The organism is Maritimibacter fusiformis (assembly GCF_008086115.1).
GTDB lineage: Bacteria > Pseudomonadota > Alphaproteobacteria > Rhodobacterales > Rhodobacteraceae > Muriiphilus > Muriiphilus fusiformis.
Genome location: NZ_VSIY01000003.1, coordinates 269,384 through 282,954, shown reverse-complemented (window position 1 = coordinate 282,954; position 13,571 = coordinate 269,384). Strand labels below are relative to the sequence as shown.

Genomic DNA, 13,571 nt, shown 5'->3' with positions numbered 1-13,571 from the left:
CTGGCGCGCGGGCGGGCGAGGCGCTAGAATCCGTGCAATGAACCATGCGCGCCAGATTCTGGGCATTGCCGCCTTTGTCCTGCTTGTCGCGGGGTTTGCCGGCGGCGTGTGGTGGTTTGCCAACCGCAACGCGCTGGAGCAGATCGCGGGCAAGGGCCGGGCCGACCTGGCGCTGGCCGCCGACCGGGTGTCGGGGCAGATGCTGCGCTACCGCGAACTGGCCGTGGTGCTGGCACGCCATCCCGACCTGGCCGCGATCCTGTCCGGGGCGGGCGATGTGGCGGCCGCCCGGGCGGTGGTGCTGGGCTTTGCCGACATGACCGGGGCGCTGACCGTCGAACTGGTCGACGCACGTGGACGCCTGGTGGTCGCCTCGACGCCGGAGGGCGGGGTCTATGCCCCCGGCGAATTGCCGCTGTCGCGCGCCCTGAACGGGGCGCTGGGCACGCGCCACCGGGTCGAGACCGACGCGGACGGCACGTCGCAGCGCATCTTCGCCTTTGCCGCGCCGGTGTTCGGGCCGGAGGGCAAGCCGATCGGCGCGGTGCTGGTCGAGGCCGACGTGCGCCGGTTGGAGGAAAACTGGCCGGGCAATGCGCCGGCGGTGTTCTTCTACGACGCCGGCGGGCGGGTGCTGATCTCGAACCGCTCCGACCTGGTGCTGGCGCGGCTGGGCGAGGGCGGCAGCTTTCCCGATCACCGGGTCAGCCGGGTCGGCGAGCACGAGATCTGGCACATGCCGCAGGAGCCTTACCTGCCGGACCGGGCGCTCTATCTCGAACGCGACATGCCGGTGCTGGGGCTGCGCGCCGGGCTGATGCTCGATACCGCCTCGGCCAGCCGGATCGCGGTGACGCAGGCGGCGCTGGCGGGCGCGCTGGGGATGGTGTTCGGGGTGCTGCTGTTTCTTGCCGCGCAACGCCAGCGCGCGCTGGCCGGGCGGCTGATGATCGAGGAGGCGATGACGGCGGAGCTTGAACGCCGGGTCGCGGCGCGCACCCGCGATCTGTCGCGCGTCAACGCCGATCTGCGCCGCGAGGTGACCGAGCGCAAGGAGGCGGAACTGGCGCTGAAACGCGCCCAGGCCGAACTGGTGCAGGCCGGCAAGCTGACCGCGCTGGGCGAGATGTCGGCGGGGATCAGTCACGAGCTCAATCAGCCCCTGATGGCGATCCGATCCTACGCCGAGAACGGCGAGATGTTCATGGAGCGCGGCAACGAGGCGCAGGCGCGCGAGAACCTCACGCGGATCTCGGAACTGGCGCGGCGGATGGGGCGGATCATCCGCAACCTGCGCGCCTTCGCCCGGCAGGAGAACGAGCCGATTTCGGATGTCGACATGGTGCAGGTGATCGAGGCGGCGCTGGACCTGGCCCGGCCCAAGCTCAAGTCGGGCGGCGTGACGCTGGACTGGGTGCCGCCGACCGGGCCGGTGATGGTGCGCGGCGGCGAGGTGCGGTTGCAGCAGGTGGTGATGAACCTGGTGTCCAACGCCGCCGACGCGATGGTGGACAGCGACCGGCGCGAGATTTCCATCACGCTCGACCATACGGGATCGCATGTCAGCCTGTCGGTGCGCGACACCGGGCCGGGCATCGCCGAGCCGGAGCGCATGTTCGACCCGTTCTATTCCACCAAGGCGGTGGGGGCGGCCGAGGGCATGGGGCTGGGCCTGTCGATTTCATACGGGCTGGTGCAGAGCTTCGGCGGCGCGATCCGGGGGGCCAACCATCCGGGCGGCGGTGCGGTCTTTACCGTCGAGTTGGTGCCCGCCGGGCAGGAGGTCGCGGCATGAGCGCTTCGGTTCTTCTGGTCGACGACGACCGCGCGGTGCGCGAGGCGCTGGGGCAGACGCTGGAACTGGCCGGGCTGAAGCCGGTGCTGGCAGGCAGCTATATCGAGGCCAAGGACCACATCGCGCCGGGTTTTGACGGGGTGGTGGTCAGCGACATACGGATGCCGGGCAAGGACGGGTTCGACCTGCTGGCGCATGTGCAGACGGTCGATGCCGACCTGCCGGTGATCTTCCTGACCGGCGAGGGCGATATCCCGATGGCGGTGCGCGGCATGGCGGCGGGGGCGTTCGAGTTCTTGGAAAAGCCCTGCGGGCCGCAGGACCTGCTGGCGGTGGTGGAAAAGGCGCTGAGCCGCCGGGCGCGGGTGCTGGAGAACCGGCGCCTGCGGCGGCAGGCCGAACAGGGCGACGCGGCGCAACGGCTGCTGGTCGGGCAGTCGCGGCAGGCCGAGGATCTGCGCGCCCAGGCGCGGGCGGCGGCGCGCACCCAGGCCGAGGTGCTGATCCTGGGCGAGGCGGGCACCGGCACCTCGAAACTGGCCGAGGTCATTCACCTGATGTCGGGCGCCGCGACCCGGCCTTTCGTGAAACTGCCCGCGCCCGCGCTGACGCCGGGCGACGTGGTGCGCGCGCTGGGCGAGGCGGGCACCGGCACGCTGTTTCTGGACGAGATCTGCGGGCTGGACCCGGCGGCGCAGTTCACGCTGGTCGAGTTGCTGGACGAAAGCGGGCGCGCGCGGGTGATCGCGGGCAGCACCCGCGATCTCGAGGCGGCGGTGGCCGAGGGGCGGATGAATGCCGATCTCTACTACCGGCTCGACGTGATGCGGGTGCGCATCCCGCCGTTGCGCGAACGCGCCGAGGACATCCCGGCCCTGTTTCGCCATTTCGTTGCCCAGGCCTGCGAACAGGCGGCCCTGCCGGTGCCCGATATCGGCCCCGAGGTCACCGCGCGGCTGATGGCGCAGGACTGGCCGGGCAACTCGCGCTCGCTGATGAACGCGGCGATGCGGTTCGCGCTGGGGCTGAGCGAGGCGGGCGAGAGCGCCGAGATGGGGCTGGTAGAGCGCATGGCGCAGGTCGAACGCTCATTGCTGATCGAGGCGCTGACCCGGCACCGGGGCGCGGCGAGCGAGACCGCGCGGGCGCTGAAACTGCCGCGCAAGACCTTCTACGACAAGCTGGCGCGGCACGGGATTCGGCCCGAGGACTACCGGCGCTGACTGTGCGGATTTTCACACAGGCGGCGGGCCCACCTGTGCGGGATTTCGCCATGCCGGCGGCACATGGCTGCCCTGCGCCTGGCGCAAGCAGCGGAAAGAAAACCGAAAAACCGGCCCCGAAAGCGCCGGGTAACATTTGCTTGAGTGGTGTCGCGTGCTCATCCCTAATGCGGGCAGGTGCCCGAACGGGCGCTGACTCTATCAAATTCGTCATCCCTCGGGAGGAGACACTATGAAGAACCTGACCACGGCCGTTTCGGCCCTCACCCTTGCCGCCACCGCCTTTGCCGGCGCCGCCATGGCCGACCCGACCAAGTGCGACGACGGCGAGATCGTGATGAAGTTCAGCCACGTCACCAACACCGACAAGCACCCCAAGGGCATCGCCGCCAACCTGTTCATGGAGCGTGTCAACGCCGAGATGGACGGCACCGCCTGCGTCGAGGTCTATCCCAACTCGACGCTCTACAACGACGACCAGGTGCTCGAGGCGATGTTGCAGGGCGACGTTCAGTTCGCCGCCCCGTCGCTGTCGAAGTTCGAGACCTTCACCAAGGTGTTCCGCATCTTCGATCTGCCGTTCATGTTCAAGAACATGGACGCGGTCGAGGCCTTCCAGAACTCGCCCACCGGCGAGGCGATGAAGGACGCGATGGTGCGCCGCGGCCTGCAGGGGCTGGAGTTCTGGCACAACGGGCTCAAGCAGTTCTCGGCCAACAAGCCGCTGCTCATGCCCGAGGACGCCGCCGGGCTGAAGTTCAGGGTGCAACCCTCGGACGTGCTGGTGGCGCAGATGGAGGCGCTGAATGCCTCGCCGCAGCCGATGGCGTTCTCCGAGGTCTACGGCGCGCTGCAGACCGGCGTTGTCGACGGGCAGGAGAATTCGTGGTCGAACATCTACGGCCAGAAGTTCTTTGAGGTGCAGGACGGCATCACCGAGACCAACCACGGCTTGCTCGACTACATGGTCGTGGCCTCGGTCGACTGGCTCGACAGCCTCGATCCGGCGGTCAGGGACCAGGTGCTGACCATCCTGGCCGAGGTGACGGACGAGCGTAACGCCGCCGTGGCCGAAGTGGACAATGCCGCGCGTCAGGCGATCCTCGATGCCGGTGGCGTGATCCGCGAGCTGACCGACGAGCAGCGTCAGGCCTGGGTCGACGCGATGAAGCCGGTGTGGAGCCAGTTCGAGGCCGACGTGGGCGCCGACAACATCGCCGCGGCGCAGGAAATCAACGCCTCGATGTAATCGGGCAAGGCTCGGGCGGTCCGGCACACGGGCCGCCCGACGCCGAAACAAAGGGCCTGACAAGAGGCCCGGCAAGGGGGAGGGGCCGGCATGAGCCAGCGCCGGAGTTTCAGAGGCTTCGAGGAAAACGCCATCGCCCTGATCCTGGGGCTGATGACCGCCGTGACCTTCGTGAACGTGGTGTTGCGCTATGTCTTCAACTCGTCGCTGATCTGGGGGCTCGAGGTCACGCTGATCCTGTTCGCCTGGCTGGTGCTGTTCGGCATCAGCTTTGCGGTTCGCGTCACCGCGCATCTGGGCGTCGATGCGCTGACCGGGATCATGCCCAAACGCCTGGCGCATGGCGTGGCGCTGTTTTCCGCCGCGATCTGCCTGGCCTATTCGCTGTTGCTGCTCAAGGGGGCGTGGGATTACTGGGCGCCGTTCGCCGGGCTCTACCAGACCGAGGGCCGCTGGTTCCCGGTCGGGTTCGACGAGACCACCCGCGACCGCGCCTTCTATGTCACCGACCAGGTGCCGATGCCCGGGTTTCTCAGGTTCCTAGAGGGTCTGATCAACCAGGGCGAGGAATACGAGAAGCTGCCGCGCGTCATTCCCTATGCGATCCTGCCCATCGGCGCGGCGCTGCTGCTGATCCGTTATGTGCAGGCGACCATCCGCATCCTGCGCGGCGAATCCGGCACGCTGATCGTCAGCCACGAGGTCGAGGAAGAGATCGACGCGCTGGCCCATTCTCAAAAGGACGCCTGACATGGATGTGGTTCTGCTTTTCCTGATGATCGTCGGGCTGCTCTTGGTCGGCGTGCCGATCGCGGTGTCGCTGGGCCTGAGTTCCATCGTCTTTCTGCTGGTGTTCTCGGAAACCTCGCTGGCCTCGGTGGCGCAGAGTTTCTACCAAGCGATGGCGGGGCACTACACGCTGCTCGCCATCCCGTTCTTCATCCTTGCGTCTTCCTTCATGTCGACCGGCGGCGTGGCGCAGCGGATCATCCGCTTTGCCATCGCCGTGGTCGGGCATTTTCGCGGCGGGCTGGCGATTGCGGGCGTGTTCGCCTGCATGATGTTCGCGGCCCTGTCGGGGTCGTCGCCCGCCACCGTGGTCGCCATCGGCTCCATCGTCATCGCGGCGATGCGGCAGGTCGGCTATACCAAGGAATTCGCCGCCGGCGTGATCGCCAACGCGGGCACGCTGGGCATCCTCATCCCGCCCTCCATCGTGATGGTGGTCTATGCCTCGTCGGTCGAGGTCTCGGTGGGCCGGATGTTCCTGGCCGGTGTCATCCCGGGGCTTCTGGCCGGGTTCATGCTGATGGTGGCGATCTATGTGATCGCCACGATCAAGGGCATGCCCAAGGGCGACTGGGCCGGCTGGCGCGAGGTCGGGGCGTCGTTTCGCGATGCGATCTGGGGGCTTTTGCTGATCGTCATCATCATGGTCGGGATCTACGGCATCCCCGGCGTGACCGGCGCGATCTTTACCCCGACCGAGGCCGCCGCCGTGGCCAGCGTCTATGCCTTCATCGTGGCCAGCTTCGTCTATCGCGACATGGGGCCGCTGGCGGACCGGGACGGGGCGGGCAAGATCGCGCTGTGGAAAAAGCCGCAGGCGCTGGTCACGGCGCTGTTTCACCCCGACACCCGCGCCACGCTGTTCGATGCGGGCAAGCTGACCATCACGCTGATGTTCATCATCGCCAACGCGCTGATCCTGAAACACGTGCTGACCGACGAGCAGATCCCGCAGAGCATCGCCAATGCCATGCTGTCGGCGGGCTTTGGCAAGATCATGTTCCTGATCGTGGTCAACGTGATCCTGCTGATCGGCGGGCAGTTCATGGAGCCGTCGGGGCTGATCGTGATCGTCGCACCCTTGGTGTTTCCGATTGCCATCGAGCTTGGGGTGGACCCGATCCACCTCGGGATCATCATGGTGGTGAACATGGAGATCGGGATGATCACGCCACCTGTGGGGCTGAACCTGTTCGTCACCTCGGGCGTGGCCGGGATGCCGATGATGAAGGTGGTCAAGGCGGCGCTGCCGTTCCTGGGCGTGCTCTTCATCTTCCTGATCATGGTCACCTATATCCCGTGGCTGTCGACCTGGCTGCCGACCAGCGCGATGGGGCCGGAGATCATAACCAACTAGCCGCCGAAAGGTGGACTGACGGCCCGCATTCCGCGAGGGGTGCGGGTCTTTTGCCGTCTGACGGGTGGCGGCGGAGGGTCGTGGAAAAAATTTACCATCCGATAAAACATTCCGTTTGATAAAAGAATTGTTCCGTGCCACGCTCTGGCAAAACAAAACAACAAACGACACCGACAGGGAGAACGATGTGACCCATTCGCCGACGACGCCCGGCGTGGTCGCGGGGCGTTTGCCGCCCCCGGTCCTGGCCGACAATTTTGCCGACCTGCACCCGCCGCTTGACGCCCACGAGGCCGCGGTGGCAGCTGATCGCTGCTATTTCTGCTATGACGCGCCCTGCATGGAGGCGTGCCCGACCACCATCGACATTCCGCTGTTCATCCGCCAGATCGCCACCGGCACGCCGGAAGCCGCGGCCAGGACCATTCTGGACATGAACATCCTGGGCGGCATGTGCGCGCGGGTCTGCCCGACCGAGACCCTGTGCGAAGAGGCTTGCGTGCGCATGGACGCCGAGGGCGACCCGGTGCAGATCGGGCGGCTTCAACGCTTTGCTACCGATACGCTGATGGAGAAGGGTCCGCAGCCCTACGAGCGCGCCGCGCCGACCGGCAAGACGGTGGCGGTTGTGGGCGCGGGGCCGGCGGGGCTGGCCTGCGCGCATCGGCTGGCGATGCATGGCCATGACGTGAAGCTTTATGATGCGCGGCCCAAGCCGGGGGGTCTCAACGAATACGGCATCGCGTCTTACAAGACAGTCGAGGATTTCGCGGCGCGCGAGGTCGAGTGGCTGATGGGCATCGGCGGCATCGAGCTGACCACCGGGGCGGCGCTGGGCAACACGCTCAGCCTTGACGGGTTGGTGAAGGATCACGACGCGGTGTTCCTCGGGATCGGGCTGGCCGGGGTCAATGACCTGGGTATCGACGGGGCCGGGCTGGAGGGGGTCCGCGACGCGGTTGATTTCATCGCCGACCTGCGCCAGTCGGACGATCTGTCCAAGCTGCCGGTGGGCCGACGCGTGGTGGTGATCGGCGGCGGCATGACCGCCATCGACGCTGCCGTGCAGGCGAAACTGCTGGGTGCCGAGGAGGTGACGCTGGTCTACCGCCGGGGCCGCGAGGCGATGCCGGCATCGGAGTATGAACAGAACCTTGCCGCCGCCAAGGGCGTGCGCATCATCGACCACGCCGCGCCCAAGCGTATCGTCGGGGCCGCGCAGGTCGAGGCGGTCGAGTTCGACTATACCGACGACGACGCCAAGCCCACCGGCGACGGCTTCACCCTTGCCGCCGACCAGGTGCTGAAGGCCATCGGCCAGAAGCTGGGCGACGCGGCGTCGCTGAAGACCGAGGGCGGCAAGATCGCCATCACCGAGACCGGGCGCACGTCGGTCGCGGGGGTCTGGGCCGGGGGTGACTGCGCCACCGGCGGCGAGGATCTGACCGTGACCGCCGTGGCGCACGGGCGCGATGCCGCCGAAGACATCCACGCAAGCCTGATGGGGAGCTGAGACATGGCAGACCTGACCACGGACTTCATCGGGATCAAATCCCCCAACCCGTTCTGGCTGGCCTCGGCACCGCCGACCGACAAGGAATACAACGTCCGCCGCGCCTTCGAGGCCGGATGGGGCGGTGTGGTGTGGAAAACGCTGGGCGAGGCGGGGCCGCCGATCGTCAACGTCTCGGGCCCGCGTTACGGCGCGATCTGGGGGGCTGACCGGCGGCTTCTGGGCCTGAACAACATCGAACTGATCACGGATCGCTCGCTCGAGATCAACCTCGAGGAAATCAAGCGCGTCAAGCAGGACTACCCGGACCGCGCCATCGTCGTGAGCCTGATGGTGCCGGTGGAAGAAGACGCCTGGGCCAGGATCCTCGACGCGGTGTCGACCACCGGCGCGGACGGGGTCGAGCTGAACTTCGGCTGCCCGCACGGCATGGCGGAGCGCGGCATGGGCTCGGCGGTCGGGCAGGTGCCGGACTATGTCGAGCAGATCGCGGGCTGGGTCAAGAAACACTCGGACATGCCCTGCATCGTCAAGCTGACGCCCAACATCGCCGATATCCGCATGCCCGCCGAGGCCGCCAAGCGCGGCGGGGCGGACGCGGTTTCCCTGATCAACACGATCACCTCGATCACCAGCGTGAACCTCGACGAGATGTGCCCGGAACCGATGATCGACGGCATGGGTACGCATGGCGGCTATTGCGGCCCGGCGGTGAAACCCATTGCGATGAACATGGTGGCCCAGATCGCGCGCAGCCCGAAGACGGCGGGGCTGCCGATCTCGGGCATCGGCGGCATCACCACCTGGCGCGACGCGGCCGAGTTCATGGCGCTGGGGGCGGGCAACGTGCAGGTCTGCACCGCGGCCATGACCTATGGTTTCCACATCGTGCAGGAGATGATTTCGGGGCTGAGCCAGTGGATGGACGAAAAGGGTTACGTTTCGACCGCCGACTTCATCGGCAAGGCCACGCCCAAGGTCACTGACTGGCAGCACCTGAACCTCGACTACGTCACCAAGGCCGAGATCGACCTGGACCTGTGCATCAAGTGCGGACGGTGCTATGCGGCTTGCGAGGACACCTCGCACCAGGCCATCGAGATGGGGCCGGGGCGGGTGTTCACGGTGAAGGACGACGAATGCGTCGCCTGCAACCTCTGCGTCAACGTCTGCCCAGTGGAGGACTGCATCACCATGCGCGTGCTCGAACCCGGCGAGGTCGATCTGCGCACCGGCATGACGATCCCGGCCAAGGACGACAAGCGCACCTGGCTTCAGCATCCCAACAACCCGGCGGGCGACCCGCTGGCGTGCATTTCGCGCGGGCAGTAGGGTGCTGGGCGCTTGACTGGTGAAGGCCGCGCGTTAGTCTTGAATTGACCGGCTGATAAAAACGCCGGCTTAGAACAAATGGATCGGCGCGGGCGGCCCCGAACGGGGCCGGATCGCCGCCGCAGGACACGGGGAGAGACGTGGCGTTGCTGGCCATGCTGAGCGACAGGACCGGCGCAGTGCGACCGGCGGGGTGTTGCGCCGTTTGCGCGCGCGGTCGCGCCCCGTATCCCTGCCGCATTCCCCAGACAACAGGAGACTGACATGGCCGCTCCCGGCGAGAACCTGCGAATCAATGGCGATAGGTTGTGGGACAGCCTGATGGAGATGGCGAAGATCGGCCCCGGCGTGGCCGGCGGCAACAACCGCCAGACCCTGACCGATGCCGATGGCGAGGGGCGGGCATTGTTCCAGAAATGGTGCGAAGAGGCCGGGTGTTCGATGGGCGTGGACACGATGGGCAACATGTTCGCCACCCGCCCCGGCACCGACCCGGACGCGCTGCCGGTCTATGTCGGCAGCCACCTCGACACCCAGCCGACGGGCGGCAAGTATGACGGCGTGCTGGGGGTGCTGGGCGGGTTGGAGATCGTGCGCTCGCTCAATGACCTTGGCATCAGGACCAAGCACCCGATCGTGGTGACCAACTGGACCAACGAGGAAGGCACGCGCTTTGCCCCGGCGATGCTGGCCTCGGGCGTGTTCGCAGGGGTGCACGATCAGGACTGGGCCTATGCGCGCGAGGACCATGAGGGCAAAAAGTTCGGCGATGAGTTGAAGCGGATCGGCTGGGTCGGCGACGAGGAGGTCGGCGCGCGCAAGATGCATGCGATGTTCGAATTGCATATCGAACAGGGGCCGATCCTGGAGGCCGAGGGCAAGGATATCGGCGTCGTGACACATGGCCAGGGGCTGAGCTGGACCCAGGTGACGGTGACGGGCAAGGAAAGCCACACCGGCTCCACCCCGATGCCGATGCGCAAGAACGCGGGCCTCGGCATGGCGCGGATACTGGACGCGGTCGACCGCATCGCGCTCAGCCACGCGCCGCACGCGGTGGGGGCGGCGGGGCATATCGAGGTGTTTCCGAACTCGCGCAACGTGATCCCCGGCACGGCGGTCTTCACGGTCGATTTCCGCTCGCCCGAGCTTTCAGTGATCGAGGACATGGAGGCGCGGCTGCGCAGCGAGGCGCAGGAGATATGCACCGCGATGGGGCTGGGCGTGGAATTCGAGAAGGTCGGCGGCTTCGATCCGGTCGAGTTCGACGCGGGTTGCGTTTCGGCGGTGCGCGCGGCGGCGGAGCGGCTGGGCTACAGCCACATGAACCTGATCTCGGGCGCTGGGCACGATGCCTGCTGGATCAACCGGGTGGCGCCGACCGCGATGGTGATGTGCCCCTGTGTCGACGGGCTGTCGCACAACGAGGCCGAGGAGATTTCCAAGGACTGGGCCGTCGCGGGGGCGGATGTGCTGATGCACGCGGTGGTCGAGACGGCGGAGATCGTGGAGTGAGGATGGGTCGGCGCGCGGGGCGCGCCGACGCGCCGGGGGTTCTACCCCCGGACCCCCGGAGTATTTTCGCCAAGATGAAGGTAAAACGCGCCAGAAGACGTTACAGGGAGAGATGAGATGAGCACCACAGTCATCAAGCACGGAACAGTCGTCACCGCCGATCTGACCTACAAGGCGGATGTGCTGGTCGAGGGCGGCAAGATCGTCGAGATCGGCGTCGGCCTGCGCGGCGACGAGGAGCTGGATGCGACCGGCTGTTACGTGATGCCCGGCGGGATCGACCCGCATACGCATCTGGAAATGCCGTTCATGGGCACCTATTCCTCGGACGATTTCGAGAGCGGGACACGCGCGGCCTTGTCGGGCGGGACCACGATGGTGGTGGATTTCGCGCTGCCCAATCAGGGAGAGAGCCTGCTTGATGCCTTGAAGCGCTGGGACAACAAGTCGACCCGGGCAAGCTGCGATTATTCGTTTCACATGGCGGTGACCTGGTGGGGCGAGCAGGTGTTCAACGACATGGAAACGGTCGTCAAGGAGCGCGGCATCAACACCTTCAAGCATTTCCTCGCCTACAAGGGTGCCTTGATGGTGAACGACGACGAGCTTTTCGCCAGTTTCAGCCGGCTGGCCGAGCTTGGCGCGACGCCGATGGTTCATGCCGAGAACGGCGACGTGGTGGCGGAATTGTCGGCGCGGCTGTTGGCCGAGGGCAACACCGGGCCGGAGGCGCATGCCTATTCGCGGCCCAGCCAGGTCGAGGGCGAGGCGACCAACCGCGCCATCATGATCGCCGACATGGCCGGTGCGCCGCTTTACGTCGTGCATGTCTCCTGCGAGGAAAGCCACGAGGCGATCCGGCGGGCCAGGATGCAGGGCAAGCGGGTCTGGGGCGAGCCGCTCATCCAGCATCTGACGCTGGACGAGAGCGAGTATTTCAACACCGACTGGGACCATGCCGCGCGCCGGGTGATGAGCCCGCCGTTCCGCAACAAGAAGCATCAGGACAGCCTGTGGGCCGGGCTGCAATCGGGCAGCCTGTCGGTGGTGGCGACCGACCACTGTGCCTTTACCACCGAGCAGAAACGCTATGGCGTGGGCGATTTCACCAAGATCCCGAACGGCACCGGCGGGCTCGAGGACCGGATGCCGATGCTGTGGACGCATGGGGTGGCGACCGGGCGGCTGACGTTGAACGAGTTCGTTGCCGTGACCTCGACCAACATCGCCAAGATCCTCAACTGCTATCCCAAGAAGGGCGCGATCCTGGTCGGGGCGGATGCCGATATCGTGGTCTGGGACCCGGAGAAGGAAAAGACCATCACCGCCAAGACGCAGCAATCTGCCATTGATTACAACGTCTTCGAGGGCCAGAAGGTCAAGGGCCTGCCGCGCTTCACGCTGACGCGCGGGCATGTCGCGGTGCATGACGGCGAGATGCGCCAGCGCGAGGGGCATGGCGAGTTCGTGGCGCGCGAGCCGAATGGCACGGTCAACAAGGCGCTGTCGCAGTGGAAGGCGCTGACCGCGCCGCAGCCGGTCAAGCGCACGGGCATTCCGGCGACCGGGGTATGACCAAAAGCGCCCCCCTGGCCCCGCCCGAGGGCGTGCTGGAGGCCGCGGTCTACGTCGACGACCTCGACGCGGCAGAGCGGTTCTATCACGGGCTTGTCGGGCTCGAGGTGGTGACCCGGCACGATCCGCGGCATGTGTTCTTTCGCTGCGGCGAGACCATCGTGCTGGCCTTCGTGGCCGATGAGACCAAGGTGCCGCCGGGGTCGGGCAAGCTGCCGGTGCCGCCGCACGGGGCGGTGGGGCCGGGGCATATCTGCTTTCGCGTGCCGGGCGAGGCGCTGGACGGTTGGGCCGCGCGGCTAAAGGCGGCGGACATCGAAATCGAGGCGGATTTTCATTGGCCGAACGGCGCGCGTTCGATCTATCTGCGCGATCCGGCGGGAAATTCGGTGGAATTCGCCGAGGCAAAATTGTGGGGACGGGCTGCGTGACGACAAAACCGGTGATCGAGGCCAGGGGTCTCGATTTGACATTCCAGACCAGCGACGGGCCGATCCAGGCCCTGAAGGGCGTCGATCTTGCCATCGAGAAGGGCGAATTCGTCAGTTTCATCGGCCCCTCGGGCTGCGGCAAGACCACGTTCCTGCGCGTGATCGCCGGGCTTGAGCAGGCCACCGGCGGCAGCGTCACGGTGAACGGCATGACACCTGACGAGGCACGGCGCGAGCGCGCCTATGGTTATGTCTTTCAGGCAGCCGGCCTCTATCCGTGGCGCACGATTGCCGGCAACATCAAGCTGCCGCTGGAGATCATGGGCTATCCGCGGTCCGAGCGCGATGCGCGTGTCGAGAAGGTGCTGGAACTGGTCGATCTGGACGGGTTCGGCAAGAAGTATCCCTGGCAGTTGTCCGGCGGCATGCAGCAGCGGGCCTCGATCGCCCGCGCGCTGGCGTTCGATGCCGACATCATGCTGATGGACGAACCTTTCGGGGCGCTGGACGAGATCGTGCGCGACCACCTCAACGAGCAGTTGCTCGAATTGTGGGCGCGCACGGAAAAGACCATCGGTTTCGTCACCCACTCGATCCCCGAGGCGGTGTATCTGTCGACCAAGATCGTGGTGATGAGCCCGCGCCCCGGGCGGATCAGCGACGTGATCGACAGCCCGCTGCCGAGGGACCGCCCGCTGGGCATCCGCGACACGCCGGAGTTCCTGGCAGTCGCGCATCGGGTGCGCGAGGGGCTGAGGGCGGGGCATGCCTATGACTAGGATGGCCGCGATG

General features: G+C 66.7%; 11 protein-coding genes. All 11 read left to right on the top strand.

The genetic code is table 11. The annotated features are described in order from the left end of the window. Positions 1-37 precede the first annotated feature (37 nt). Positions 38-1,795: a sensor histidine kinase gene (locus tag FVF75_RS02105; RefSeq protein WP_148376090.1), complete on the top strand. Its 1,758-nt coding sequence runs from the start codon at positions 38-40 to the stop codon at positions 1,793-1,795. Then, the gene (locus FVF75_RS02100; protein WP_148376089.1) at positions 1,792-3,018 is read left to right on the top strand and encodes a sigma-54-dependent transcriptional regulator; all 1,227 of its coding nucleotides are present in this window, start codon (positions 1,792-1,794) and stop codon (positions 3,016-3,018) included. Before FVF75_RS02105 ends, FVF75_RS02100 begins: the two co-directional genes overlap by 4 nt. A 232-nt stretch (positions 3,019-3,250) precedes the next feature. Then, positions 3,251-4,267: a DctP family TRAP transporter solute-binding subunit gene (locus tag FVF75_RS02095; protein ID WP_148376088.1), complete on the top strand. Its 1,017-nt coding sequence runs from the start codon at positions 3,251-3,253 to the stop codon at positions 4,265-4,267. Between the two features lie 90 nt (positions 4,268-4,357). Further along, entirely contained in the window at positions 4,358-5,017 is a 660-nt protein-coding gene (locus FVF75_RS02090) for a TRAP transporter small permease (RefSeq protein ID WP_148376087.1), read from the top strand. Between the two features lies 1 nt (position 5,018). Then, positions 5,019-6,413 carry a TRAP transporter large permease gene (locus FVF75_RS02085; RefSeq protein WP_148376086.1) on the top strand — a complete coding sequence of 465 codons (1,395 nt, stop codon included), beginning with the start codon at positions 5,019-5,021 and terminating at the stop codon, positions 6,411-6,413. Positions 6,414-6,600: 187 nt separating this feature from the next. Then, positions 6,601-7,926, top strand: a complete 1,326-nt coding sequence (locus FVF75_RS02080) for an NAD(P)-dependent oxidoreductase (RefSeq protein ID WP_148376085.1) — start codon at positions 6,601-6,603, stop codon at positions 7,924-7,926. A gap of 3 nt (positions 7,927-7,929) precedes the next feature. After that, the gene (gene preA / locus FVF75_RS02075; protein WP_148376084.1) at positions 7,930-9,258 is read left to right on the top strand and encodes an NAD-dependent dihydropyrimidine dehydrogenase subunit PreA; all 1,329 of its coding nucleotides are present in this window, start codon (positions 7,930-7,932) and stop codon (positions 9,256-9,258) included. 264 nt (positions 9,259-9,522) lie between these two features. After that, the gene (locus FVF75_RS02070) at positions 9,523-10,773 is read left to right on the top strand and encodes a Zn-dependent hydrolase (RefSeq protein WP_148376083.1); all 1,251 of its coding nucleotides are present in this window, start codon (positions 9,523-9,525) and stop codon (positions 10,771-10,773) included. A 117-nt stretch (positions 10,774-10,890) separates the two neighbouring features. After that, positions 10,891-12,348, top strand: a complete 1,458-nt coding sequence (hydA, locus tag FVF75_RS02065) for a dihydropyrimidinase (RefSeq protein WP_148376082.1) — start codon at positions 10,891-10,893, stop codon at positions 12,346-12,348. Then, a complete protein-coding gene (locus FVF75_RS02060; RefSeq protein ID WP_148376081.1) occupies positions 12,345-12,779 on the top strand; it encodes a VOC family protein in 435 nt (144 codons plus the stop codon). The genes hydA and FVF75_RS02060 overlap by 4 nt, the downstream gene beginning before the upstream one ends. Further along, positions 12,776-13,558: an ABC transporter ATP-binding protein gene (locus FVF75_RS02055; protein WP_425463219.1), complete on the top strand. Its 783-nt coding sequence runs from the start codon at positions 12,776-12,778 to the stop codon at positions 13,556-13,558. The genes FVF75_RS02060 and FVF75_RS02055 overlap by 4 nt, the downstream gene beginning before the upstream one ends. Positions 13,559-13,571 lie beyond the last annotated feature (13 nt).

Bases quoted from the DNA above. Each gene is read 5' to 3' on its own strand.
- FVF75_RS02105 (WP_148376090.1), top strand. From the start codon at position 38: ATGAACCATGCGCGCCAGATTCTGGGCATTGCCGCCTTTGTCCTGCTT.
- FVF75_RS02100 (WP_148376089.1), top strand. From the start codon at position 1,792: ATGAGCGCTTCGGTTCTTCTGGTCGACGACGACCGCGCGGTGCGCGAG.
- FVF75_RS02095 (WP_148376088.1), top strand. From the start codon at position 3,251: ATGAAGAACCTGACCACGGCCGTTTCGGCCCTCACCCTTGCCGCCACC.
- FVF75_RS02090 (WP_148376087.1), top strand. From the start codon at position 4,358: ATGAGCCAGCGCCGGAGTTTCAGAGGCTTCGAGGAAAACGCCATCGCC.
- FVF75_RS02085 (WP_148376086.1), top strand. From the start codon at position 5,019: ATGGATGTGGTTCTGCTTTTCCTGATGATCGTCGGGCTGCTCTTGGTC.
- preA (WP_148376084.1), top strand. From the start codon at position 7,930: ATGGCAGACCTGACCACGGACTTCATCGGGATCAAATCCCCCAACCCG.
- FVF75_RS02070 (WP_148376083.1), top strand. From the start codon at position 9,523: ATGGCCGCTCCCGGCGAGAACCTGCGAATCAATGGCGATAGGTTGTGG.
- hydA (WP_148376082.1), top strand. From the start codon at position 10,891: ATGAGCACCACAGTCATCAAGCACGGAACAGTCGTCACCGCCGATCTG.
- FVF75_RS02060 (WP_148376081.1), top strand. From the start codon at position 12,345: ATGACCAAAAGCGCCCCCCTGGCCCCGCCCGAGGGCGTGCTGGAGGCC.